Raw genomic sequence first — 25001 nt, 5'->3', positions numbered from 1 at the left:
TTTTTCACTGCCAGGAGACTTGTTCCATGGACGATATCACCCACATCCTCGAAACGACCCGCACGGTGGCGATTGTCGGCATGTCCGACAACCCGGAGCGTGCCAGCCACGAAGTGGCCCACTACCTGCAGGCCGGGGGCTACCGCATCATTCCGGTCAATCCGGTGCTGGCGCAGAAAGGCGAAAAGGTGCTGGGTGAAACGCCCTACGCCGATCTGGAAGCGGCGGCCAAAGCGCTGAAGGACGCTGGCGAGCATCCGATCGACATGGTGGACGTATTCCGCAAGAGCGAGGATGTGCCGCCGGTGGCCGATCAGGCGATTGCGATCGGCGCGAAAACGCTGTGGCTGCAACTCTCCATCCACCATCCGGAGGCCGAGCAGAAGGCGGCGGCTGCGGGCCTGAACGTGGTGTCGAACAAGTGCACCAAGATCGAGCATGCGCGCCGCGGCATTGTGCGTGACGTGTAACGATTGGCGGGGCTGAACGGCGATGCCCGGCACCGCTGAAACTGCAGTGGCCCGTGGTGCCTGGCTGCTGCCGGTTGCGACTGCATTGCTGGCGGCCGCTGCCAGCGCGGGGCTGACGTGGTGGGTCATGGGCGGGCGGCTGCAGGTGGCTGAACAACAGGCGCACACGCTGCAGCAGGCCGTTACCCGGACGCAGGAAGAATTGCTGGGCTATTCGCGCTATACCAGCTATCTGACACTGGGCAAGCAGGCGCTGGCCGAGCACACCAAGTTGCTGACTGCGACGGTGGTGCGTGACGAAGGCGTGACGGAAGTCATCGAGCGCTTTCTGCTCGGATTTTCTTCCAGCGGCACTGTGGCAGTCTGGTACACGGCGGAATACCCGTTTGGCTATGACCTGGGGCCGGGGCAGTTTGATTTGCGGACGACGGCAGACGGGCTGGAGATACGGCTGAAGAAGCCGCGCATGGTCGCCAGCCCCGCCGTGCGCAATTTGCGCTACAAAGTCTTGTCCGGCGGAGTGCTGACGGATGAAAAGGCTGCCGTGATTCAGCTGTATGCCAAGGCCGCGGATGAATCCGCCAGCAAGGGCCGGCTACTGGCCTCTGATCCGGCCGTGATCGCCTTGTGCGAAAAAAAGCTGGTGGAGTTCTTGCGTGAATTTCTCCGTCAGCAACCCGGGGTGCGCAGCGTGCCGCATATCCGGGTGGTGTATACCGATTGAATGACCGACCGAGGAGCAGCACATGGGAACGTCGCCGCAAACCATGGATTTTCTGCTGGACCAGCTGGACCGCTCTCTCCCCATTACCACACGCAAGATGTTCGGGGAATATTGCGTGTACTGGGATGGCAAGCCGGTGGCGTTTGTGTGTGATGACCAGCTGTTTGTAAAGCCGACCGTGGCGGGGCGCGCCATGCAGGATCCCGTGGTGGAAGGAGCGCCTTATCCGGGGGCGAAGATGTATTTGCTGGTTGAGGCGGATTTGTGGGAGAGGCGGGAGTGGTTGGGGGAGTTGGTGAGGGTGACGGCGGAGGCTATGCCAGCACCCCGCAGGAAGATGCGGGGGCGCTTGGGTGGATAGTTTTATTTGAATTATTTGGTGGAATAGATGCCGTAGTCGTAACCGACGCAGAAGGCGGTGTGCTTTGCATTTTTCTCGCGCCCTAAATAATGACACCGCCCCTTTCCGAACTTCTTCTCACAACTCCCATACGCCTTATCAATTGCAATTTCCGGATTCTGGTCCATTCCGACAAAAATATCGTCGATTCCTTTACTGCCATCCGGCAATGCCACCATTGCACATGTATTAGAAAACGAAGCCACAATGCGGCAATTTGATTTAGGACAAGCACCCAATGCTTTTTCACGTGTTGCAGACTCACTCAGCTCCCCACCCCCCCAAGTCAGTGCAGATGGATTGTCAGGAGTCATTGCTATCGCTCCATAAAATTTCGTATCACGCAGTTTTTTTATCTTCTGCGTTTCCCAATCTCTCGTTTCATACCTTGGATATCCGTTAACCTGTCGACCCTCTTGAATTCCCCTATTTATCCCGTCAGCCAACCACGGATTAATAGGCTGAGCCTCAACAAAACAAGCAAGAAGAATAATAAATAAAAATGTATAAATTTTTTTCATAATCACATTGTACGAATATTACCTTTTCAACTCCGGCATCGCTTTATGCTTATGAACAGCACTCTCTTCATTCTCATGGGAGTTTCTAGATCTCAAAAAATCCTGTGACCCGGCCGCCGGCTTGTTGCCAGCAGCAACACTACCCACCTGGTTATACCCACTAAAGATTGCACCAACCTGACCACTGAAGAAGTTAGTCATCAGCGGCGGGGTCCCCAGGATCAGCGTGGTCAGGAGCATCCCCAGTCCGCCCGAGATGGTTGCGATGTCGCGCAGGTAGAGCGTGCCTGTGGTGACGCTCGCAAAGGCCAGTCCTGAGGAAACCCCATCCATGGCCAGCAGCGCGGTTCCCAGCATGATGGTGGCCTTGAGCGCGATCACGGTGACGACCGTGATGACAACCATGCTGAACAGGGTGTTGACGGTGAACTTGGCCCAGGTGACGAACATGAAGCGGGTTTGCTCGAAGACATAGGCGAGCAGGCATAGCGGTGCCATCACCAGGCACAGGTGCATGGCGATTTCGTTCAGGAGCATGAGGCCCCCGGCGATCAAGGCCGGTAACGCCTGGCCGGCTCCCGTGATGAACGACAAAGTGTTCGCCATATTGAGGTTGTTGCCCGACGATGGGCCCAACACCGGCGCCAGGTCCATGGCTAATTGCAAGGTGAGCATGCCTGTCAGCACCTTGCCAACCATTTTGGAGGGGTCTTCGTATTCCCCTCCGGTGATGGCCAGGGCAATGCTGTTGCGCAAGTCCAGAACAAGGCTGGCTAGGTCTTGACCGAAAATGGCCAGCCCCTGCGCCACCGCCACAATCGCCGTCACGGTGATCGCACGCACGATGAAGACGTGCAGGCTTTCGCGACTTTGCCCGGTCGCGATTCGATAGCCCTGCACCATGAACCAGATGGTCAGCCACACGGTGCCTACTGCGCCTGCAAACGCCATCATGCGACCGAGGCCGGCATAGCCGAACTGTCCGATCAGGTCGACGATGTAGCTGCGGATTTCTTCAAATAGCGCAGCAGATATGTATCCGTCAAGCATGCTTGCGTGCTCCGAAATCGTGCGAGATCAGCGACCGAAGATTCGGTTGGAGCCAACTTGCTGCGCAGCCGCCCTTCCTGCCGTAACGCCTGCAGCAGCAATCGCCCCACGACTGACCGATTCGAGCAGCGTCCCGGACCCGCCATTGGTACGCGCCTGAACGGCTTCGTTGTATTTCTCCTGGTAGAGTGCGCGCATGTTCTGGTAGGCGGCCATGGCCGTTTGCATGCGCATGTTGTCGTTGGCAATGATGGTCTGCAGGGTCAGCATGACATACTGCTTTTGCTGAAGCTCTGCCAGGGAGCTGTAGTTCTTGTCGACGAGCATGTCGCGCAAAGCGTTGTTGCGGGATTCCAGCGAATCGGAGAGAGTCCGGATTTCCTGCAGCTGCGCGGCCAGGGCACTACGCGCCTTGACGCAGTTGTCGGTCAACTCGCCCGAAACCTTCGGACAGGCGGGGGGCGTCTCCCCCTTGAAGAACGCCGTGACGGCATCTTCCATCTTGTGCTTTCCATCCAGCACGGCCTCGGTCGTGGTTTTCAGTTCGCCAAAGTTGCGGTCGGTCGCCGTCATCTGCCCGGGGACCACCTTTTCCACCATGCCCTGAAAGGCCTTGGCGCCCGGAATGACCGAGAGTTGATTCACCATGGGCTGAAGCAATTTTTCGCCGATCTGCTTCTTGATCACCTCGTCTGCCAGGTATTTCTTGATCGTTTCCTCGCTCAGCATTTTCTGCATGTACTGCTTGCCCATCACTTCTTCCGAAAACTTCTGCATGGCGTTCTGCAGCAGGTTGTCGTTGGCGATCTGAGCGCCGTCAGTGACGGGGATTTGGGCTGAACCCGACACGGGGGCCAGCAGCAACGTTGCCGCCAGTACCAGCGGGGCGGATGCCAGGAATCGAAGCGTTTTGCCCATGCATGAATCAGCGCGCAAGCCGGGGCGGCTCGCCACGGGTTCACTATCGCGGTGCGTGTTTTCGGTATTGCGGAGTGCTGCAATACAGGGTTTTCGGGAGTCCATGGTTTGCCGGCAGAAGTGGGTCAATGGGAAGAACGTGTCGCAACCTGCTGGGTGGGCTGGATCGTCGGATTGAGGGAGAGTGCGGGTTCCAGGGCGGACTGCAGCGCCTTGTTGATGTCAGCGCTGGCAACATGACTGCGGTTCTGGTGGATCGCGTGCAGCAGGTCGCGCCCTCCGTGGGCTTCGCGCAGCACCTCGCCGATTGCCTGCAGCGGCAGCTGCGCTTTTTCGGCACGATCGGCGAGATAGTGGGTCACGCGAGCGGTTTGAAGTGCGTCGAATGCGGAGCACGCCTGCTGCACTTTTCTGCTCAGGCTTTGAATGGCATCGGGTACTGCATCGGCTCCCATGTGCTTGTAGCGCAGGTTCCAGAGCAGTTCAATGGCATCGGGTTGCTTGCCCTTAGGTGCAGCTTTTGCCGGCGTCGAATGCACAGACGATTCAATGATGGTGCCTGACTGACTTTCAGGGGTCACATCGATCGCCTTGCTCCGCTTGCCGGCAGACGTTGTCAGTGCAGGCTCGGCAACCGTCTTCCCCGTTGAAAGCGCGGCGCCCTCCTGCGTCTGGGTTTTGAAAAACTCTGCTCTTGGGCGCAGGGCTCCCAGCAAATGCATGCTCTTGCCATCCCAGGTGCCGCCTGGTCGAATGGTTGCCGTAGCAGGACCGGTGCTGACCTGAGAGCCGAAAAACTGCATGCGCCCTTGCTCATCGTAGCCCTGGAATATGCCAACGTGCTGACCCGCCTTCTTCCCGTTCCCCCTGAACATCAGAATGTCGCCCGGCTCATAGCCCTTGTTGCGCCCCTTGTCCGCTGATAGCACTTGAAAATACTTTTCTGCGTCTGCAGTCGTACCATTCTTGTCGAACAACTGACTCGTCGTCATATAGCTGTACCGCCACTTGAATCCCGCCCCTTTCAGGGCCTGATATACGAGCGACGAACAGTCGATACCCCGACGGCCATCGCCATCCAGATCCTGCCCATTGCGACTGGTATCGGTGCGTCCATCCGGGCTGCTGTTATTGCGGCGCTGCGTAGCCCAGTTGCCGTCTCCCCTGCCGTACTCGTAGCCTGTGCGGAAGCGTTCGAGCGCGTAGTCAAGCACCATATGGGCCCGACTGGCTTCAGGCGCCTTGTACCGCATGTCCGCGTTGGGCTGCGCCTCATGACCGTCACGTCGCACTACCGGATCGATCTCGCCGATTTGGGATGACTGAGTTCTCGTCTGTCGTGCTCGCGCCATGGGGACGTCGTAATCCGCCATCTCCTGCATATAGCGTGTAATCGGCACCTTGTTGCCATCGCGCGGTACGACTTTTCCGCCGGATTCCAGGTACTTTTCCAGGTTGCCGACCCCGACCAGATGCGCTCCGGCGAGCAGGCCGCTTGCTGTGAGGACCGGGCCATCGCCGAATTTCTGCCCGATGAACTGGTCGAGTTTTTCCTTGCGGATCGTGCGCCACTGCGCGCGGTTATAGGCATGCACCGCTGCCTCCTGCGCTTCAGGACTGTTGAGAAAATCCTCCCGGCTGTGCACGCCATGCTTGCCGGTCCACTTGTGGTCGTGGAAGTCATTGTTGCTGCTGCCATCCTTCCGGTAGAAGCCAGCATCGATCAGCGCCAGCTTGCCCATCTGGTATTTGCCCAGATAGCCGTGCTTGTTGACGGCCTGGTAGGGGTCTGCCTGTCCGCCGCTTTCGCGCTTGGCCAGGGCGGCCAGATAGTCCTGGTAGTTTCGGTTTGCCATGGGCTGATGCTCCAATGTGAGAAATCAAGGAAATCGGGGGAGTCGGGTCATGCCGCCTGCTGTTCCGAAGCACGCGTATCGGAAGACGGTGCGGAATTGCGCGCACCCTTGCGCTGTGCCTGGAAACGGGGCAGCCAGTGCTCGGGCCGCATCGTCTGGTCTTGCGCAAGGTCGCGCTGCACCTGCTGCAGTGCGTCATGCAGCACGGCGATGTTGTCGGTGGAGGCAGAAATCACGGCCAGTTCGTCATGCATGCCGCGCAAATCCAGCTGGCACACGGCGCTGGCGTGCCCCTGCTTGACGAGGAAGCAGCGGCTGCGTTCGTCCAGCGCCGTAACGACCTTGAATTCGCTTTCCGTGAGCTTGAGACCGTCGATGTAGTCCTTGCGGTCGGCATTCGGGTTGGGCAGCAGCACGAGCGTGGCGGTCTGCTCGATCAGGGCGGCGGCGATATCGCTGCGCAGTGCGTCTTCGGGTGACTGGGTGGCGAAGATGCCAAGGCCGTTCTGCTTGCGGATGGTCTTTTGCTTGTTGCGGGCAAACTCCTTCAGTCCGCCCTCCCCGTCCAGGATTTTCCAGAACTCGTCCATCACGTACATCAGCGGACGGCCGTCGATCAGGCTCTCCAGGCGATGCAGCAGGTAATGGATGACGGGGGTGCGGACTTCGGGGTTGTCGATGATGTCGGTGTAGTCGAAGCCAATGATGTTTGCAGCCGAAAGATCGACGGTGTCCTGCGGGTTGTCGAACACCCAGCCCAGCGCGCCGGCGCGCGTCCACTTGCGCAATCGGGCGTAGATGGAGTCGTCACCGTGGTTGGGCAGCGATTTCTGCAGGTTGGAAATGCTGCGCAGATGCAACGGGGTGTCCAGCATGGCGCGCACGGCCTGCAGCATGTCTTCTTCTTCGCCGGCGCTGTAGTGGGGTTTGCCGGCCAGCAGGCGCAGCAAGTCGACCAAGTACTGCGTGTTGGCTTCGGTCGCCTCGCATTGCAGGGGGTTGAAGCCGGTGGGTTGACCGTTTTCCAGCGCCAGATAGTTGCCGCCGCAGGCACGCACAAAGATCTCGGCGCCACGGTCCTTGTCGAAGAAGAAGATGGTGGGCTTGGGGTTGAACTTCTGCGCCTGCGACAGCAGGAAGTTGATCAGCGCTGTCTTGCCGGTGCCCGATTTGCCGATCACCAGCGTGTTGCCGATGGCTTTTTCTCCGAAGCTGTCTTCGCCTGGATGGGTGGCGTGGAAGTTGAAGTAGTACGGCTGGCGGTTGGTGGTCTGCAGCACGGTCACGCAATCGCCCCAGGGGTTCTGGCTGCGCTTGCCGCTGGCGAAGTTGTGCAGTGGGCTCAGGCCCAGGAAGTTGAGCGATGACACATTGGCCAAACGTGGCCGGTAACGCCAGTTGCCCGGCAGCTGCGCATAAAAGCCGCCGGCAATCGCGAGATCCTCCTTCACCGAGACGAAGCCGGCATGCGCCAGTTCGGCACGTGTTTCGGCGATCTGGCGTTGCAGGCTTTCCTGGCTATCGCCATAGAGGGCCATGGTGAAGTGGTACTCGCCCAGCACGAAGTTGCCGCTGGCGAGCTGGTCCATGGCGTCGTCGAGCTCGATGATCTGAGTCACGCCCCGGTCGCCGGAGGACACCATCATGCCCTTGGTACGTTCCAGCGCGCGCAGTCCGGCGTGGCGCGAATGCGGGGTGAAGGACTGGGTGATGACGTACTCGAAATCGAGGTACTTCAGGCCGTTGAGCACGCCCGGGAAGGTGGTTTCCGGATATTCCTTGATATTGAGCACAGCCCCATAGTGGCTGCGCCCCTCCGGCGTGCGTACGACGAAATCGCCGCCGCGCGCACTGAACAGATGGCGAGACAAGGGCAGATACTCGTACACCGGTGCCGCAAGCACCGGAACCGGTTCCTCACTGCGGTTCAGCAGGTAGCTGAAGAACTCCAGCGCTTCCGAAAAAACGGTGCCGTTGTCGGCTTCGTACATACCGAGACGGACGGGTGCATAGTCGTGCAGCACCGCCTCCACATGCCCGGCCAGTTCGATCACCTTGGCGATGGCCTGATCCTGCTCGGCCTGCAACTGCGTGATGCTGGTGGACTTTTCCACCAGATGGCGTCCTTCCACCACCGGCCGGTACAGCAAGGTGAAATACAGCATGTTCTGCAGCACCTTCTGCTCCGACAGGGCAGCATAGTAGGCATCCGACAGCTGCTGGTTGAAGGCTTCGTCGAACTGGTCGGCGTTTTGCACTGCGCTGCGGCGGCGGACGTCGTGCGTCCAGAACGCGACGTTGACGTAGTCGGGCGCACGCAGGCTTTGCAACAGGCGGTTGAAGGTGGCGTGGCGATGGCCCAGCTCCCATTCCTCCCGCCCGACGAAGGGCAGGCCTTCCAGGCGCCAGCAGATCAGGTAGTCACCCGCGGTGGTCTTGAGCACCTCGGGAGCCACATGGCTGGACAGGGGAATGAAGCTGCTGATGGCGGTATCGGGCGTGAACATGGAATGGCAGGAAAAGTCAGGGGAGGCGACGGTGCTGGTTAGGGGTGAACACCCACATGCCGGCATGCACGCGACGGTTGCGTGCCTTGAGCCAGAACTGCAGGCGAATGCCAAGCAGGCGGAAGATCATTTCGTCCTGCTTGGCCAGCAGGCGCATGGCGCCAATCACGGGCGGCAATGCGAACAACCAGAACAGGTTGAACCAGGCGGCCATCAGCACGCAGACGCCCGCCCCCAGAAAAAAGGGTACGTAGGGCACGCCCAGGAACATGGCCGGGCGCGTGCAGCCGCGAAACAGGGTATGCCGTTGCATGCCGGGGCGTCAGCTGATGAACCAGCCGGCCAGCTGGGCAGCGGCACCGATCACGATGGCCCCGACCAGTACCGGCGCCACATCGGTGATGCGCTTGTGGTTGAAGGCGATCTGGTAGCCGGCAAAGATGAAGGCGATGGTCACCACCGTTACGGAAATGGGCACCAGAGCCGCCTTCACCTTGCCCAGAAATTCACCCACCTTGCCGCCATCGGACAGGTCTTCGGCAGCATGGGCCATCTCAGGCAATAGCAGAAACACGGCACAGACCGCCAGGCACAGCAGCCGGGGCAGCATGCGGCCGGCACGCGCTCCAGAGGCGAACGGCGAGGGGGTGGCGAGAGAGGTGGAAGTCACGGAAAAGTCCTTTCAAACAGGTTGGGAAAAAATCAGAAAACAAAGCTGCCGTCGCGCGGCTCGTGGGCAACTGGAGTTGCCTGCAAAGCTGCCGCCGGGAGAACGACAGGCTCTACTGGCTGGACAACACTCACCGGCATCGGCGCTCCGGGCGAGGCTGTTCCGGAGAGCATGGGCATGGGCACTGCCGCGCGTGGTGGCGATGTACGCACAGGAGCCGCCACTCCCGCAGCGGGCGGGGTCCGTGTACCCCGACGGAAAACCGGAATCGGCTGCACTCCCGCGGGCACCCCCGCGGCGGGCGGCAGCGCTCTGGCCATGCTGGCCATCACCTTCTGCACGTAGCCATGGCGGAAGCCGGTGACGAAATTGCCGGAGTAATAGCAGCTCAACGCCTTGCCCCAATCATTGGCGCGCTGGTAGCACTCCTGCAGGATGCGGCTGCCGGCGCGCACGTTGTCGCAGGCGGAAAACGCCTTTTCGTAGCTGTTCAGGCCATGGCGCGCCAGGTTGTAGCGGTTGACCTGAGCCAGCCCCAGCGAGAAGTTGAAGCCGTTTTTTTCCAGCATCCTGGCCGTGGCCACCGCCTCGGGCAGGTTGCGCGGCTGGCGCTCGAGGCGGCCGCCGACCACGCCGATGGCATAAGGGTTGAAGCTCGACTCCACGCGCATCACGTGCTGCATCACGTGCATGGGCAGGGCCATATCAGGGCAATCCAGCATCATGGGCTTGCGACAGAAAAATTTATGATGACCACTCGATAACGAGAACTTAAGATGCAATAATAACACCTATTAATTACTTTTTGCATCTGGAGACAACACTTGTCCACGATTGATTTCGTTTTCCCCGGGCGCCATGCGATCGCGGCGCTGGTGTGCATGGCCGTGGCGGGGTGCGGCACCGGGCACGCACCGCCCGAGTTCGGCGGCAACTGGAAACCGCTTCCCGCGCAAGATGCGGGGATGGAAACGCGTACGGCGCGCGCTCCCGTTGCGCTGACAGCCACCCGTTCGCACGCGCAGAACGCCGCGCAGGCATCCCTCGTGCCGCAGTCAGATACCGTGACGGAGCGGGAGTAATCGCCATGCTGCGCAAAAAGAAACCGACGGGCGACGCTGTCCAGCCCTTGCTGACCGCAGCGCGCGACTTCGAAACCAGCCTGATCGAACAGGTGCGCCGCAGCGAGCGGCGTGCCTGGCGCGTGGCCATGGGAGCGGGCGCCATGTCCATCCTGCTTGCGGGCGGTTATGCGCTGGTGATGCCGCTGAAGGAGCAAGTACCCTATCTGGTGCTGGCCGACCCCTATCGCGGCACCAGCAGCGTCGCACGGCTGGAGGCGGGCGACACACCACTGAGCGCCAGCGAGGCCATCAACAAGAGCAATGTGGCCCACTTCGTCATCGCGCGCGAATCGTATGACTGGGAGCTGCTGAACCGGCGTGATCGCAAGGTGGTGCACGCCATGGCCACCGGCAGCGCCCTGAAGGAATACCAGGCGCTATACACGCCCAGCCACCCCGACAACCCCGACACGCTCTACGGCAAGAACGCCTCCTTGCGCGTGAAGATCCTCAGCACCGTGCTGACCTGGGGCGATGCGGCCAAAGACGGCGGGAACATCCGCACTCCGATTGCTGCCAGCGTGCGTTTCGAACGCTGGGTTTTCGACAAATCTAGCGGCCAGGCACGCCTGCTCGATACTCGTCTGGCCACCATGAAGGTGAGCTACGACCCGCATCTGCAGATGAACGAGGAAGGCCGCATCGAGAACCCGCTGGGCTTCCGCGTGCACAGCTATCGCGTCGATCCGGAAGCAATCGGAACGATGCCCGTCACCGCCCCCTCTCCCGCACTGGCGACACCGGCGCCTGCCACCACGACCCCAGAGCCGGCAACCCCCTGGCCCACTGCCGGACAATCCTTTCCCAGTACAACAGGAGGTGCACATGCTGGCACCATGTAAGCGCCGCGCTGCTTCCAGGCCCGCCACTCTTCGCTGGCTGGCAACTATTGCCCTGGCACTTCCAGCGTGCGCCGCGCAGGCACAGGCCGTCAAAAGCTACGCCTACGCACCGGACACCATCTACTCCGTGCATACGGCCCCCGGTCTGGCTACCCAGATCGAGATCAGCCCGTCCGAGCAGGTCAAGGATTTCGGCACCGGCTTCAGCTCCAACTGGGATCTGGTGCGGCGCGACAACGTTTTCTACATCAAGCCCAAGAGCCCGCAGGCGGACACGAATATGTACATCCGCACCAGCCAGCGCTCCTACCTGTTCGATCTGAAAGTGATCGGCAAGCGCTGGCGCACGTTGCAGGAAGCGCGCGCTGCGGGTGTGCATTACCGCGTGCGTTTCAGCTACCCCGGCGCAAGCACGGCTGCAAACGTGTCGGCCGATAACGCGCATGCCGATGCGGGAGCAACACAAGCACCGGAACCGTCATCCCGTTACGACTATGCAGCCAGCCCCGGTTCCGAATGGCTGCGTCCCGCTCGGGTGCATGACGATGGCCGCCTGACCTATATCCAGTTGCCGCCAGGCCTGCAGATCCACGGAGGCGTTCCCGCAGTATTCGGGCGCAAGACGGCCGATGGCGAGGATTTCATCGTCAACAGCAGCTACCGCAAACAACAGATCACCGTGCATGGTGTGTACCGCTATCTGGTCCTGCGCCACGGCGACAGCGCACTGGCCCTGCGCAGGAGCGAGCCATGAATCCGACTTTCCCCATGACCGATGCTCCTGCATCCCTGCCAGAGGAGCCCGCACTGCAGGACGAGCCCGTGCTGCACAGCGGCCCCCGGCGCAAGCTCAACCGCAAGGGCTTCCTGTTTCTTGCGGCCATTGGCGGTGCCGGCGCCGTGACGCTGGCCTGGGGCATGAACAGCCTCTCGCTGTTCGGGCCGGGCAAGCCAGCGCGCCCCCGCTCAGAGGTAGTGGAATTGCCGGCAGACACCCTGATGGCCAGCGCCAACACGCTGATGCCGGTTGCCGCCGCACCGCAACCGCTCCCCGAACTGCCGCCGCTGCCGCCAGCCCCCACAGCCATGCCTGTGCCGCTGAGTACACCGACTCCTGCCGAGTTTTCCCGTGCCACATCCGCATCCACGGCCTCCCCCTCTCCCCGCGAGAGCCTGACCGACCAGCGCAGCAATGGCGGTCCGGTGCTGCAGGGGGGCGGAGACCCCGCACCCGCCAGCGTCGTCGCGCAAGGCAGTGTGAGCCGCAACGCATCGCCCGACACGCTGATGCCGCGGGGCACCTATATCCGCTGCGTGCTCGAAACACGCATCATCAGCGACCTGCCCGGCTTCACCTCCTGCGTGGTGACCGAGCCGGTCTATTCGCTCAATGGACGCACCTTGCTGATCGACCGTGGCGCCAAGATCACCGGGCAGTACAAGTACGAAAGCAATGATGTCGCCCGCATTGCCGTTCTGTGGGAACGCGTGCTCACGCCCGACGGCATGGACGTGCAATTGAGCAGCCCGGGCGTGGACGGACTGGGCGCTGCCGGACATCCCGGCCATATCGACCGCCACTGGGGCAGCCGGATCGGTTCTGCCCTGCTGGTGAGCCTGCTCGGCGATGCCGTGCAGATTGCCAGCGCCGTGCATGCGCCTGCAGCGGCAAGCAACAGCACGACCGCCCTGTCACCCGAAACCGGTGTCATCACACGCCAGATCAACCCGTACCAGTCGCGCACGGCCGACACCCTGCAGAGCGCGGCGCGCCATGCTCTGCAGGGCGCAGCCAACCGTCCCGCCACGGTCACCATCAACCAGGGCGAACTGGTCACGATCTACGCCTCGCGCGACATCGACTTTGCCGGAGTCCTGCAGCCATGAGCCCGCCTTTCGACGGCGCACCGGGGATGGACCCTGCCGGCCTTTCGGACAGTTTTCTGCAGCACCAGTACCAGGTGCTGGGGATTGCCGAGCTGCTGTCCCGGCCTGACGTGACGGAAATCTGCATCAACCGCCCCGGCGGGGTGTATCTGGAAACACGCGGCGGCTGGCAGTGGCTGCCCGTGGACGGCCTGAGCTACGAGCGTGCACGGCACTTCTGCACCACGGTAGTGAACGAGAGCAATACCGGGCAGCGCATCACGGCGACCGAGCCGATGGTATCGCTGACCTTTCCATCCGGGCAACGCGCGCAGTTCGTGGTGCCGCCCGCGGTCGAGGCCGGCACGGTGTCCATCACCATCCGCCTGCCATCGCGCGACACGCGCAGTCTTGAGCAATATGCGTGCGAGGGCTTCTTCGGCGGCATTGCGGCCGGCCAGCACGCCCTGAGCGCACACGATGCAGAGCTGCTGCAACTGCGCGACTCCGGCGATTACGCCTCCTTTTTTCGCCAGGCCGTGTTGTACCGCAAGAACATCGTGGTGTCCGGCGCAACCGGCAGTGGCAAGACGACCTTCATGAAATCACTGGTGTATCACATTCCGCCCGAAGAGCGGCTGATCACCATCGAGGATGCGCGTGAACTCTTCATCCGGCAGCCCAACGTGGTGCACCTGCTCTACTCCAAGGGCGGCCAGGGCATTGGCAATCTCACCGCAAAGATGTGCCTGGAAGCCTGCCTGCGCATGAAACCGGACCGCATCCTGCTGGCCGAGCTGCGTGGGGATGAGTCCTTCTACTTCATCCGCAACTGCGCGTCCGGCCACCCCGGCTCCATCACCAGCTGCCATGCCGGCAGCGTGGCCCAGACCTGGGACCAGCTGGCGCTGATGGTCAAGGCCTCGCCCGAAGGTGCCGGGCTGGAGTTTGACGTCATCCAGCGGCTGCTGCGCCAAACCATCGACATCGTGGTGCATATGCAGGCCCATGCGGGACAGCGGCGCATTACGGGGATCAGCTTCGAGCCCGAAGGCAGTGCAAAAGCGGGGGAGCCGGCGCCATGAGCATGATTCGACACACGATGCTCGGAAGAGCCCAAGCGCTCTGTCTGGCCTGCCTGATCATCCCCCTTGCCGAAGCATTAGCGGCCGCGCCCCAGTCCGCACACAGGTCTGCGCAAGCCCCGCTGGCCGGCCACTGGATGTGCGCCAGCAGCCCGGTGCCACTGCGCAACCTGCCCGGCCTGCCCGACGGCACGCTGACCCAGCGCATTGCCTATAGCGCCGATGCCCAGGGGCGATGGAGCAGCAATGCCTCGCTCGTCTTTCAGGCGCAGTCACACGCGCAAGGCGCAGGCAGCTACCGCCTGCGCACGCGCGCCAGCGGTCGGCACTCTATTCGGAAAGGCCAGATGACGGAACAGGTGCAGTCATTTGCACTGCTGCCCCCGTTTGACCAGGGCACCGCCTTTGCCCGCCAGATGCAACGCAACTTCAATGCCTGGCTGCTGCTGGTGCAGAAGGAGTTGCCGCAACGACGTTACCGCCTGCACGTGCAGGGACCGGATGCCTACCTGCTCGAGCCGCTGCTGCAAAAACGCCGCTCCACGGTCCGCGTCGCCTGTCGGCGCATTGCCTCACCCTCACCCGCACGCACATGAAGCCGGCCGCCCGCCTCTCCCTCGCACTGCTCAGCCTGCCCCTGCTGTTTGCCGCAGGCAGCTGGGCGGCGGGCCAGATGCTGTACTGGTGGTTCGACTTCCAGCACCGGCAGGCAGGCTGGGGCACCTGGTGGGCCTATGCCTGGCTGCTGGAACACCCCAGCTACCAGCCCCATGCCAAGGCCATCCGACTGTCCGGCGCCAGCGGGCTGGGCCTGGCCTCCCTGCTCTGGCTGGGCCTGCTTGCCGCATTGTGGCGCACACCTGCCCGCAGCACCCACGGCGATGCCCGTTTTGCCAGTGGCTCGCATCTGGCACGCGCCGGCGTCTTCCGTCGCTCCGACACCGGCGTGCTGATCGGACGTCATGGCCGACGCTACCTGCGCGACCACGGACAACGCGCCATCCTGCTGGCTGCACCAACTCGCTCGGGCAAGGGTGTGGGCATTGTGGTTCCAGTGCTGCTCGATTACCCCGGCAGCGTGGTGGTGCTCGACATCAAGCACGAAAACCACGCGCTCACCAGCGGCTACCGCCGGCAGATCGGCCAGGAAGTCTTCGTCTTCAACCCCTTTGCCACGGACGGCCGCACGCATCGCTGGAATCCGCTGCGCTACATCCCGGCCGAGCCTTCCCTGCGCGTGGGCGAATTGCGCCAGATCGCACATATGCTCTATCCGGATGGCGACGGCAGCGGCAACCAGCAGTTTTTCATCGACCATGCGCGCAACGTGTTTCTGGCACTGGCGCTGTACCTGTTCGAACAGCACGACCGCGCCATGCGGCTGGGTTTGGCCACGCCCTACCCCACGCTCGGCGGATTGCATCGCCTTGCATCCGGCTCACCGGGCATCTCGCCCCGGGAACATTTCCGGTCGATGGCCGAGGAAGACTTCCTGTCAGATGCCAGCCACCACGCCTTTTCCGGCTTTGCCGGCCAGGCGGAAGAAACGCTGTCGAGCATCCTGGGCACCTTCCACGCCCCGCTGCTGCCCTGGTCCGATCCGCTGCTCGATGCGGCCACCAGTGCCGACGATTTCCTGCTCACCGACGTGCGCCGCAAGCGCATGTCCATCTACCTGTGCGTGTCACCCGACCGGCTGGCCCAGGCCGGCCTGATTTTCAACCTTTTCTTCTCCCAGCTGATCAGCCTGAACACGCGCACGCTGCCACAGCAGGACCCCACGCTAAGGCACCAGTGCCTGCTGATGCTGGACGAATTCACCAGCATCGGCAAGATTGACATCATCGCCCGCGCCGTAGGCTACATGGCCGGCTACAACCTGCGCCTGCTCACCATCGTGCAGAGCATGGCCCAGCTCGACGCGACCTATGGGCGCGAGCAGGCGCGCACGCTGGCCACCAACCACGCCACGCAAATCCTGTTCGCCCCGCGCGAGCAGCAGGATGCCAACGACTACGCCGACATGCTCGGCACCACCACGCTGCGTCGCCGCCAGCGCAGCAGCGGGCGTGAAACCAGCTTTACCGAAGTGGAAGAGCGCCGCGCCCTGCTGCTGCCCCAGGAGATCAAGGCCCTGGGTCCGGAGCGCCAGATCCTGCTGATCGAAGGCATGGAGCAACCGGTGCTGGCGCGCAAGATCCGCTACTACCGCGAACGCAGATTCAGGCGGCGCCTGTTGCCGCCTGTGCAGCCACCCTGCGCATCCAGTGCGCACCCGCGGTCGCCCGGCCCGGCATAAGCGCCAGCTTCCCTGCCCTGCCCCGTCCGATTTTTCCTGTCCCTCACCCTGGAGTTTCCATGCCGCCACCCCTTCTCCGCCACACCCTCGCTGTCGCAAGTGCCACGCTGGTGTTCTCCCAGCCTGCCCCTGCCTCCACCCTGTTCGAAGGCGACACCAAGCTGGCCTGCGAGGCCATCCTGTGCCTGTCCAGCGGATCGCGCCCGAGCGAATGCACGCCTTCGCTGCAGCGCTTTTTCAGCATCCGCCACAAGAAGCCTTGGGAGACCATCCAGGCGCGGCATGATTTTCTGCGCCTGTGTCCCTCCGCCAACCAGGACGAACGCATGCGCTCTCTGGTCGCTGCCATGGCCAATGCCGCAGAGTCCTGCCAGGCAGGACCGCTCAATGCCCGTCTGCGCGAAAGGAAGGAAGTCACCGTATGCGAACCGCAGACCAACACCCGCCTGCCGGGTTCCCTGCGCCGGGACGATCAGGAGCTCAGCTGCACCACACAGACCATCTCGGTAATCCGCAACACCCTGCCGCAATACTGCAAAGCCTACTTCCGGCATGCTTATATCGAACCGGGCGATCTGCGGCCGCCCCGTTACGTGGGCGTGCCAGAAAAAGGCGGCCGCTGGATGGATTAAGCCTGCAGACGCGCCAGCTGGCCATGGCAGCATGCGGCTCGCGCCACACCCATTGCGGCAAACCCCATTGCCGCAGAAGCGGAACTCACGCCGTCACAGGCTCGTCAGTTCCTGCTTTCCCGTCACGCCGCCGCCCTCTGCCTTGCCCTCACGCAACAGCGAGGCATTGAACAGCAGCGTCACGCGCAGGCCGTGCCCGCCACCGCCTTCATGCGGCATGCCATCGCTCAGCACCAGATCGCTCTGGTGCCGGTGCGCGATTTCGCGCGCAATGGCCAGGCCGAGGCCGGTGCCCTCGCCCTTGGTGCCCGGCATGCGGTAGAAACGCTCGAACACATGCTCGCGCTCCTCGCGCGGAATGCCCGGGCCGTTGTCCTCCACCTCGACAAAGGGGCGGCGCTGCGGCCTGTCGGGCGTCATGCTCCAGCGCTGCTGACGCGCCACCGTGGACTGCACGCCGCAGCGCAGCGTCACCACGCCCCCTTCGGGCGTGTAATGCAGCGCATTGACGATCAGGTTGCTCAGCAGCTCGCGCAGCCACAGCGCATGCGCCATCACGCGGACCGACGTCACGTCCAGGCCCAGATCGATGTTCTTGAGCGCAGCCGCATCCAGATGCTGCTCCAGCAGGGTTTCGCACAGGTCTTTCAGGTCGACCGCCTGCATGTGCTGCACTTCCAGTACATCGGCATCGGCCCGCGACAGCGACAGCAGCTGGTGCACCAGCTGCGACGTGCGTCGCGTGGCGGCGCGCAGGCGGTTGAGCTCTTCCAGCGGCACCTGCACCACGTCCTTCTGCAAGGCCTCGCTCCACACCAGACGCGCATCGTTGCCCAGCGCAGCGCCCACACCCGAAGCGGCCGATGGCGCCGTGGCCTGCCCTGCTCCTGGTGCGGCGGCTGCCTGCTCACTGCGGGACCCAACGCCCGGCCGCTCCGCCCGCGCAAGCTCCTGCTGCCGCTTCACCGACTCGCTCCAGGCCTCGATCTGCGCCTGCAGGCCCGCCAGCGGCGTGCGCAACTGGTGCGCAGCATCGGCCACAAAGCGGCGCTGGCTCTCGGCCTGCGCGTTCACCATGCCGAACAGCCGGTTCAGCGACGTCACCAGCGGGCGGATTTCCTCGGGCGAACTGCGCTCGTCGATGCTGTTCAAATCGCGCGGAGAGCGCCGCTCCACCGCCAGGATCAGGTCGCGCAAGGGCCGCATGGCGCGCTGCACGGCCCAGCTGATGCCCAATGCCACCACGGCAATCAGGAACAGGTTGGGCAGCAGCACCTTCACCAGCACCTGCTGCAGCCAGCGCTTGCGCGGATCGGAGGCATCGGCCACCTCCACGATCACGTCGCCCGCCACGCTGGGCACGCGCTGCACCACCATGCGGTAGTTGACGCCCTTGACCTCCTGGCTGAAAAACTCCGGCTCCTGCGTGAGCGGCACCACCGAGGGCAGCTTGTCATCGCCATGCAGCAGCTTGCGCTTGGGCGTATACACCTTGTACGACACCAGTCCTTCGCGCTCCTTGAGGAATTCTTCCACCGGCGGCGCCAGCAGCAACACCGGCGGATCGCCGGAATGTGCGCCCACCGCGATGATGGAATCGGCCAGCAGCGGCACCAGGCGCAGCAGCTGCTGGTCCTGCTCGCTCGCCGAGTTGTCGGCGGAACGGTAGTCCATATAGCCGTTGAGCAGGGCCAGCAACACCAGCGGCACGATCAGCATCAGCAGCAGGCGGCGCTGGATGCGGACGGGGTTGACGCGGTCGACCAGGGTAGAGGCCGAGGCGGACGCACCGCTCATGGAAACGGGAGGCTCTTTCTCCCCCTGCGCCGGGGACGCACCCTGCCCTGCGGCAGGCGCCGCATGCGCGCTGGCATCCCCGCCCTGATGCATCAAGCCGCCTTCTGTTCAATACGGTAGCCAAACCCCCGAATCGAGCGCAATGCAATACCGTGCGGCTCGAGCTTGGCGCGCAGGCGCGAGATGTAGACCTCGACCGCGTTGAGGGTGATTTCCTTGTCCCAGCCGGTGAGCGCCTGCAGCAGCTTTTCCTTGCTGACCGGCTTGGGCGCGTGCAGCATCAGGTATTGCAGCACCGTCCACTCGCGCGGGCCGACGTCGAGTGGCTGACCATCGGCGGTGACCTGGTGGGCGGCGGTATCGAGCGCGATCGGGCCCAGCGTGAGCACCGAGGTGGTAGCGGCCTGCGAGCGGCGCAGCAGCGCGCGCAGGCGTGCCAGCAGCTCGGGCAACTCGAAGGGCTTGACCATGTAGTCATCGGCGCCGGCATCCAGGCCCTGCACGCGGTCCTGCAGGGCATCGCGTGCGGTGAGCATCAGCACGGGCATGGTCTGGCCGCGTTCGCGCATGCGCTCGGTCAGCTCCATGCCGTTCATGCCGGGCAGGCCCACGTCGATGATGGCGGCGTCGAAGGTGTCGGAGGTCATGGCATCGAGCGCCGACTCGGCACTGCCCACGGCATCCACCACATAGCCGCCGGCGGACGACAGGCCCTGCTTGATGCCATCGGCCAGCATCTGGTCATCTTCTACCAGCAACAGTCGCATAGGTGCCCTCCTTGCAATTCAATCATGCATGCCATTATGAAGCAGCCGATGGATCAACGCAGCGCCATAACACCTTTATACGCGGAAACGAGCACCGACCAAACTTTCTTCCAAGCCTTTGATTTTCATGTATTTTTACAAAATGAGGCAAGGTTCACAGAGGGTATCAAACACTTGCATGGGCGTCACACTCCCCCCAGATTTCGGGGTCATACTGCGCGGTGATGCACACATTGACACCCATGAACCAGCGCCCGTCCACTCCATCACCAGACGATGAAATCAATCTCCTTGAACTGATCCACCAATTCTTGCTGCAGTGGCGTTGGTGGCTGGGCGGCGCATTGGCGGGGGGCGTTCTGGGCACCGCGGCAGCATTGGTCATTCCGCCAAAATACGAAGCCAATGGGGTTGTACAAATAGCTCAGGTAGCCAGCCCGGTTGAAACGGTACCCGAAACCATTGTGCGCATGCAAACCCTGGCGTTCCGCGAAGAAGTGGCAAACCGTCTTGTCCAGCGGGGTCAACTGGCGCCAGCACAGAAAGAGACCTGGGTCAAGGCGTTGGCCGCCAAATCCGTTTTGAAACCACTGAAGGATGCTAGCAATTATCTTGCCATCTCCATACAGGCCGGCAGTCCTGCGCTGGGCCACGCCGTGATTACCACCGCGCTCGAAGTGCTGAAGGAGCGGCAGCAACCCCTCATGCAGGAGCGCCTGGCCCAAGTCTCTCGCAGCATTGACCTTGCCCGAAAGAACCTGGCGGCCCTGGAAGCCCAACAGGGCTCGGTACAAAACATCCTGAAGCCGCGATCCTCCAAAGACGGAGCCTATCTGGAGCTTGCGCGCATGAGCGAAGCAGGAACGCTTGCAGGCTTGCGCCAGAAACTGCTGGATTTGGAAAACTCCAGACTCTCCCCCACCACGCGGAGCACCGAACTGGTGGAGCCTGTGGGAGTTTCGGAACGCCCTGTCTCTCCCAAGAAGCAGTTGCTGGTGTTGGCGGGTTTGGTACTGGGTGGCGCAATCGGCACCTTGCTTGGATTCGGACTGCCTGCATGGCGCAGCTTTCTGCATGAGCGCAAGAAAATGACCGCAACCACTGACTGACTTGTCTACGCAAAGGCCTGCGCTTGGGGCGCTCTTGAACGAGGTATTGACCAGCCGAATACAGTGGCAAAATAACGGGCTGCATCTATAGCCAAATTCTCCATGACACAAGTGCCCAACGACTTCCAGCCCCCACAAGGTCCTGGCTTCAGCGACGAGATGGATCCAATGCAATTGCTGGACCAATTCCTGCGCCGCTGGCGTTGGTGGACTGCAGGCGCCGTACTCGGAGCTGGCGCCGGACTGGCGTTGTGCCAACTGATTACTCCCCAGTATGAGTGAGGCAAGCGGCATTGTGCGGCTTGCGCCTGTTGATGTTACCGTGGGCCTCAAGCCGGGCACGACTTCCGCAATGCCGGGTACCCCGGTCGGCGTGACAATACTGGCCGAAACAGTCCCCGAAACTATCGCGCGCATGCAGAGCAAGGGTTTTCAACAGGACGTCGCCAGGCAACTGCAGAAAACTCACCCCGGCGTTTTTGACACAGTAGCTGCATCCTACAAGGAGGTTAAAAAGTCGGACAACTACCTGCAGATCAGCGCACGCGCGGCTGTTCCCGCAGCAGCTCTCGCCACAGTGAACACGACGGCCAATCTGTTATCCGAGCGCCACAAACCCCTGATCGAGAAAACCGTGGAACGTGTAATGGAGGAGGATCGCAGGCAGGCGGTGAGCCAGAACGCCACGGGCCTTATCGAGCCCGCGGGTCTTGTTGGTCCGGTATCGCCCAACAAACCGCTTCTCTTGACTGGCGGGATCGCACTGGGAGCTACGCTGGGTGCGTTGCTTGGCTTTATGCTACCTGCTTGGCGGACGTACAGAGATAGGACAGCTCAAAAGGTGAATAATGCCAGCACGGTTGCCTGATCATTTCTGGAGCAGCGCGGCTCTTTTTCTGCTGCCGGCATTATCCTTGGTGCTTCCGAGCGGGTATAGCTATGCGCCAGCGCTCTTGATCATTGTCAGCTTGGTCAACATCCGCTTGTGGTGGGGCAAGGTATCGCTGCCCAAGGAAGTCTGGTGGATGTATGGCAGCTTTGCGCTGCTGGCCCTTAGCTGGCTTGTTGATGGCTGGCTGAGTGGGGAGCGGGGATCGGCACTCGAAAAACCGCTCAAGATTCTGCTGACGCTTCCCTGTCTGTTCTATTTGGCCAAACGACCGCCGCAAGCGCGCTGGCTCTGGCATGGGCTGGTTGTGGGCGCCATCGGAGCGGCATCGGTAGCTGTCTATCAGGCATTCAACTCCCTCGAGGCTTTTCGGGCCGGCTGGTTTCGGGCCCAGGGCTTCACTAACGCCATCCAGTTTGGAAACCTGGCGCTTCTGCTGGGGATGATGGCGTTATGCGGATGGCTGGTGCCTTCCCGTCAAAAAACTCTATGGCGTGGATGGCTGCTTGCAGGGTTCCTCGGTGGGCTATTTGCGAGCTTTTTGTCGGGTTCTCGCGGTGGCTGGCTGGCGCTCATCCTGCTCGCTGGCCTGTTTCTGGCCTACCTGGCCTTTGCAGGCAACTGGCGCAGTGTCTTGGCGATTACGCTCATAGGCACCGCTGCCGGCTTTGCAGTGCTTCAGATCCCTCAATTGGCTATGAAGGAGCGGATACTGCTTATTAAAAAAGAGGTAAATAGCTACTCGATCAACAATATTGCAAACACCTCGGTAGGGGCACGCTTACAGATGTGGCAATTTGGATGGGATCTGTATCGCGCAAAACCACTGTCTGGATGGACCCAGTTAGGTTACATGACAGAAAAAAGGAAGGCGATTGATGAAAAGCGTCTCGACCCCATACTGGCAGAATTCAACCATCCGCACAACGAACTCCTGGATGCAGCTTCTAAACGTGGAACGGCTGGTTTAATCATCCTGTTGCTCGCTTATTTTGCACCTTTTTTTGCTTTTAGCAACCGTTTAAAGAACAGCATGAATTCGCGGGCGCGCGCGCTAAGCATGGCGGGAATGGTTATACCACTTGCATATGCTGCATATGGCTTGACCCAATCATTCCTTCCTCACAATAGCGGAACCATGATGTATGTTTACACATCGATTCTTTTATGGGGAACACTAAACGGGGACAATCGAAGCGCATAAGTACATATGATTCACACTGAATGGGTGGGATGAGCTTTGATGAAATGGCTGTGTAAGCTCAATCACATCATCCCAGAGGCCAATTGCTGGTGGAAAGCCAGCTACCCAAACCACTGACGCCGAGAGACGCGCCTTCGTCCTGCTAGATATCATTAGTAAACAGGGTTTCTATGCGAGCGGAGGTGGCGACCCTTCGGGGAGGATGGCGGGTCGTACCTAACCACCGGAGATCAACGTATGTCAAAATGTAGCAAGCTCTGTATCGCGCTTGTGGAAGTCTGCACAGGACAAGCCTGACATGACTCAACGCGAACTGGCCCGCCCAATGGGGGCTAGTGTGGGCAGTGTGAACTTGAACTAGTACCAAGCGCCCCGATCCAAAAAAGCTGGGTCAAGATGCAGAATTTCGCTCGCTCCAAGAACAAATTGGTTATGTGTATGTTTTGACGCCCAGCGGCGTTGCCGAGGAGGCTGCGCCATAATTATAACCGGCTCTTAAAATGGAAGATGGAGGAATATGAAGCACTGAAAAAAGAAAATTGGGACATTAATGACAGATTTCTACGACCAACGGCACGGAGCTTACTCTGGCAGAGGTCTACAATCATTTTCTACAGAAAATGCAAATTTAAGTGAACGGAAATTTGCCTCAACCATCCATAGATTATGGCGAACGGCCGCTCGCGCAAGATCCGCTGAAACACATGCAACCTTCCGAAGCGGATCCACCCTCTTCTGTGAGCAATTCAGAGTCATTAAATATCGCTCGCCTGTGGAAAACTATAAAGAGGCATATATATGCGTCTTAACACAATCGCTGGTAATGTAATTTGGTCGACCGTCGCCCACATACTAGGCCGTGGCAGCCTCGTTGTTGCCGCGATCCTGCTTGCACGCACCCTCGATACAAACTCATTTGCAGCTTACAGCTACTTTCAATTAACAGTTTCTATGCTTGCAGCCTACGCTGCAATGGGTCTTGGTGTCACCGCTTCACGATTTTTTGCTGAAAGCGGGCACGTCGAAGATGCCAAGATGCCCCCAATTGGCACCCTCTGGATACTGTCGATTATTGTAGGTTTTGCATTTGCGCTTGCAGTCCTCTTACTTCCAGCTAACTGGATGGATGGCGGGTTGGGCGTTCCACGTTGGCTACTAGCACTTGGCGTCTTTGCAATGGGATTGGACGTTGTTCCCAGCGGCGGTATTGTGGGGTTGGAGCGATATTCGGCAGCGACTTTGACTGCCGGTGCTTCGGCAATGGTGTTGATCTTCGGCGCTATTTTTGCCGGCTTCTCCGGTTCTGCCGTCGCTGCAATGGCAGCCTTTGTGGTTTCAAGCCTGATTCAATCTACTGGCAACACGATAGTGGTATTGCGCGAAGTCGGCTGGCACAAACTTGTCCGGCATGCGCGCATGGGTCGTCCAGAACTTCGAAACGTCCTTAGTTTTGCGGGCCCAATGTTGGGTGTATCGCTGCTTGCCGCCTCTGGTTCATGGGTCGTTGGTCGAATCATTCTTACCGGCCCAGCCGGCGAACACGGCTTCGCGCTATACGCGATCGGTTTGCAGTGGTACGCACTGGCCTTGTTCATTCCTGGAACGGTTTCCCGCGTCCTGCTACCTCGACTCGTCCGCTCGCGCTTGCAGTTGCATCAGAATGGCAGCCGAGAGTTGGTACGTAGAGGCGCAGTAGTGACCTTGGTGGCCGCAAGTGTTGTGTCTGTCGGCGGATTTACCCTAAGCCCGTGGCTGATTAAGTTTTATGGATCTTCTTATGAAGTTGACAAGTGGCTACTTGGAGCGTTTCTTGTTGCAGCAATTCCGTCAGCACCGGTCAACACGGTGGGTAATGCGATCGTCATAGCAGAAGGGCAGCGGGTATGGTTCTTGATGACTCTTCTTTGGTTCAGCTTGATCGTAGTTACCGCTATGGCGGTCGACGAACAAGGCGCCTGGGGTGGCGCTTTGGCACTTGGGTTTTCCTCTTTAGCACTAGCAGTTCTTACTGTGAGCATTGGTAGGAAAAGGGGAGTCGTTTGATGAAGTCCGGCAGATTGCATATCGTCCATGCTGTTTTCGCTAGTTTACCCGCAACGCGTTTTTTCAAACTTAAGGCTTTGCTGCTGAGGTGGGCGGGCGCGACTGTCGGCTCGAACGTACGAGTTATTTCCAGCGCACGTTTCTTTCTAAGCGGTAGCTTATCAATCGGTGACGGCACCTGGATCGGGCATGAGGCACTCATCGTAGGCGGGGATGCTAGCGTTTCAA

The 25001-nt window shown here is 61.0% G+C and carries 25 protein-coding genes; 15 read left to right on the top strand and 10 right to left on the bottom strand.

Features of this window, described 5'->3' with window-relative positions; all coding sequences use genetic code 11:
• The first annotated feature begins 26 nt into the window (after nt 1-26).
• Genes ACX36O_RS01780 through ACX36O_RS01770 form a run of 3 tightly spaced genes read left to right on the top strand, consistent with a single transcriptional unit; the run spans nt 27 to nt 1555 of the window.
• Nucleotides 27-470 carry a CoA-binding protein gene (locus ACX36O_RS01780; protein ID WP_213362580.1) on the top strand — a complete coding sequence of 148 codons (444 nt, stop codon included), beginning with the start codon at nt 27-29 and terminating at the stop codon, nt 468-470.
• Between the two features lie 22 nt (nt 471-492).
• Nucleotides 493-1194 carry a hypothetical protein gene (locus tag ACX36O_RS01775; protein ID WP_213362579.1) on the top strand — a complete coding sequence of 234 codons (702 nt, stop codon included), beginning with the start codon at nt 493-495 and terminating at the stop codon, nt 1192-1194.
• Between the two features lie 22 nt (nt 1195-1216).
• Nucleotides 1217-1555: a TfoX/Sxy family protein gene (locus tag ACX36O_RS01770; protein WP_213362578.1), complete on the top strand. Its 339-nt coding sequence runs from the start codon at nt 1217-1219 to the stop codon at nt 1553-1555.
• Between the two features lie 11 nt (nt 1556-1566).
• Here the strand turns inward: ACX36O_RS01770 and ACX36O_RS01765 are convergent, their stop codons facing one another.
• The 8 genes from ACX36O_RS01765 to ACX36O_RS01730 are packed head-to-tail and all read right to left on the bottom strand — an operon-like array spanning nt 1567 to nt 9820.
• Complete coding sequence (locus ACX36O_RS01765) at nt 1567-2115, bottom strand: DUF4189 domain-containing protein (RefSeq protein WP_213362577.1); 549 nt, start codon at nt 2113-2115, stop codon at nt 1567-1569.
• An 18-nt stretch (nt 2116-2133) separates the two neighbouring features.
• Complete coding sequence (locus ACX36O_RS01760; RefSeq protein WP_488359987.1) at nt 2134-3165, bottom strand: TrbL/VirB6 family protein; 1032 nt, start codon at nt 3163-3165, stop codon at nt 2134-2136.
• Between the two features lie 27 nt (nt 3166-3192).
• Entirely contained in the window at nt 3193-4188 is a 996-nt protein-coding gene (locus tag ACX36O_RS01755) for a hypothetical protein (RefSeq protein ID WP_213362575.1), read from the bottom strand.
• Nucleotides 4189-4208: 20 nt separating this feature from the next.
• The gene (locus ACX36O_RS01750) at nt 4209-5939 is read right to left on the bottom strand and encodes an NlpC/P60 family protein (protein WP_213362573.1); all 1731 of its coding nucleotides are present in this window, start codon (nt 5937-5939) and stop codon (nt 4209-4211) included.
• Between the two features lie 47 nt (nt 5940-5986).
• Complete coding sequence (locus tag ACX36O_RS01745) at nt 5987-8446, bottom strand: VirB4 family type IV secretion/conjugal transfer ATPase (protein WP_213362572.1); 2460 nt, start codon at nt 8444-8446, stop codon at nt 5987-5989.
• A gap of 16 nt (nt 8447-8462) precedes the next feature.
• Nucleotides 8463-8759: a VirB3 family type IV secretion system protein gene (locus ACX36O_RS01740; RefSeq protein ID WP_213362571.1), complete on the bottom strand. Its 297-nt coding sequence runs from the start codon at nt 8757-8759 to the stop codon at nt 8463-8465.
• Nucleotides 8760-8768: 9 nt separating this feature from the next.
• Nucleotides 8769-9116 (bottom strand): TrbC/VirB2 family protein, encoded by a 348-nt coding sequence (locus tag ACX36O_RS01735; RefSeq protein WP_250131093.1) that lies wholly within the window; start codon nt 9114-9116, stop codon nt 8769-8771.
• 32 nt (nt 9117-9148) lie between these two features.
• Nucleotides 9149-9820, bottom strand: a complete 672-nt coding sequence (locus tag ACX36O_RS01730; RefSeq protein ID WP_250131092.1) for a lytic transglycosylase domain-containing protein — start codon at nt 9818-9820, stop codon at nt 9149-9151.
• 120 nt (nt 9821-9940) lie between these two features.
• On the opposite strand from ACX36O_RS01730, the gene ACX36O_RS01725 reads away from it, so the two are divergent.
• From ACX36O_RS01725 to ACX36O_RS01690, 8 genes are read left to right on the top strand one after another with little or no spacing between them, the layout of a single operon-like run.
• Nucleotides 9941-10198, top strand: a complete 258-nt coding sequence (locus ACX36O_RS01725; RefSeq protein WP_488359986.1) for a hypothetical protein — start codon at nt 9941-9943, stop codon at nt 10196-10198.
• Nucleotides 10199-10203: 5 nt separating this feature from the next.
• Nucleotides 10204-11082 (top strand): VirB8 family type IV secretion system protein, encoded by an 879-nt coding sequence (locus ACX36O_RS01720; RefSeq protein ID WP_213362568.1) that lies wholly within the window; start codon nt 10204-10206, stop codon nt 11080-11082.
• Nucleotides 11066-11836: a TrbG/VirB9 family P-type conjugative transfer protein gene (locus tag ACX36O_RS01715; RefSeq protein WP_488359985.1), complete on the top strand. Its 771-nt coding sequence runs from the start codon at nt 11066-11068 to the stop codon at nt 11834-11836. Before ACX36O_RS01720 ends, ACX36O_RS01715 begins: the two co-directional genes overlap by 17 nt.
• Nucleotides 11833-12969, top strand: a complete 1137-nt coding sequence (locus ACX36O_RS01710; protein ID WP_488359984.1) for a TrbI/VirB10 family protein — start codon at nt 11833-11835, stop codon at nt 12967-12969. Before ACX36O_RS01715 ends, ACX36O_RS01710 begins: the two co-directional genes overlap by 4 nt.
• Nucleotides 12966-14033 (top strand): P-type DNA transfer ATPase VirB11, encoded by a 1068-nt coding sequence (virB11, locus tag ACX36O_RS01705; protein WP_488359983.1) that lies wholly within the window; start codon nt 12966-12968, stop codon nt 14031-14033. Before ACX36O_RS01710 ends, virB11 begins: the two co-directional genes overlap by 4 nt.
• Before the next feature lie 17 nt (nt 14034-14050).
• A complete protein-coding gene (locus ACX36O_RS01700; protein WP_488359982.1) occupies nt 14051-14629 on the top strand; it encodes a hypothetical protein in 579 nt (192 codons plus the stop codon).
• The gene (locus ACX36O_RS01695) at nt 14626-16332 is read left to right on the top strand and encodes a type IV secretory system conjugative DNA transfer family protein (RefSeq protein ID WP_213362561.1); all 1707 of its coding nucleotides are present in this window, start codon (nt 14626-14628) and stop codon (nt 16330-16332) included. The genes ACX36O_RS01700 and ACX36O_RS01695 overlap by 4 nt, the downstream gene beginning before the upstream one ends.
• A 59-nt stretch (nt 16333-16391) precedes the next feature.
• On the top strand, nt 16392-16964 hold the full coding sequence (locus tag ACX36O_RS01690) for a TrbM/KikA/MpfK family conjugal transfer protein (RefSeq protein ID WP_213362560.1): 573 nt from the start codon (nt 16392-16394) through the stop codon (nt 16962-16964).
• Between the two features lie 93 nt (nt 16965-17057).
• On the opposite strand, the gene ACX36O_RS01685 is transcribed toward ACX36O_RS01690, so the two are convergent.
• Together ACX36O_RS01685 and ACX36O_RS01680 are read right to left on the bottom strand one after the other, a co-directional pair.
• Nucleotides 17058-18761 carry a sensor histidine kinase gene (locus ACX36O_RS01685; RefSeq protein WP_488359981.1) on the bottom strand — a complete coding sequence of 568 codons (1704 nt, stop codon included), beginning with the start codon at nt 18759-18761 and terminating at the stop codon, nt 17058-17060.
• A gap of 92 nt (nt 18762-18853) precedes the next feature.
• Nucleotides 18854-19528 carry a response regulator gene (locus ACX36O_RS01680; protein ID WP_488359980.1) on the bottom strand — a complete coding sequence of 225 codons (675 nt, stop codon included), beginning with the start codon at nt 19526-19528 and terminating at the stop codon, nt 18854-18856.
• A gap of 242 nt (nt 19529-19770) precedes the next feature.
• Here ACX36O_RS01680 and ACX36O_RS01675 point away from each other — a divergent pair, with 242 nt between their 5' ends.
• The 4 genes from ACX36O_RS01675 to ACX36O_RS01660 all read left to right on the top strand — a co-directional run bounded on the left by ACX36O_RS01675 (nt 19771) and on the right by ACX36O_RS01660 (nt 24773).
• Nucleotides 19771-20637: a Wzz/FepE/Etk N-terminal domain-containing protein gene (locus tag ACX36O_RS01675; RefSeq protein WP_488359979.1), complete on the top strand. Its 867-nt coding sequence runs from the start codon at nt 19771-19773 to the stop codon at nt 20635-20637.
• A gap of 274 nt (nt 20638-20911) precedes the next feature.
• Entirely contained in the window at nt 20912-21505 is a 594-nt protein-coding gene (locus tag ACX36O_RS01670) for a hypothetical protein (protein WP_488359978.1), read from the top strand.
• Nucleotides 21486-22730, top strand: a complete 1245-nt coding sequence (locus ACX36O_RS01665) for an O-antigen ligase family protein (RefSeq protein WP_488359977.1) — start codon at nt 21486-21488, stop codon at nt 22728-22730. Before ACX36O_RS01670 ends, ACX36O_RS01665 begins: the two co-directional genes overlap by 20 nt.
• Before the next feature lie 798 nt (nt 22731-23528).
• Nucleotides 23529-24773, top strand: a complete 1245-nt coding sequence (locus ACX36O_RS01660) for an oligosaccharide flippase family protein (protein ID WP_488359976.1) — start codon at nt 23529-23531, stop codon at nt 24771-24773.
• Nucleotides 24774-25001 lie beyond the last annotated feature (228 nt).

It is taken from the genome of Brachymonas sp. KE5, from assembly GCF_057773645.1.
The sequence above is the reverse complement of the archived record's forward strand: the minus strand, read 5'-3'. Positions and strand labels throughout refer to the sequence as shown.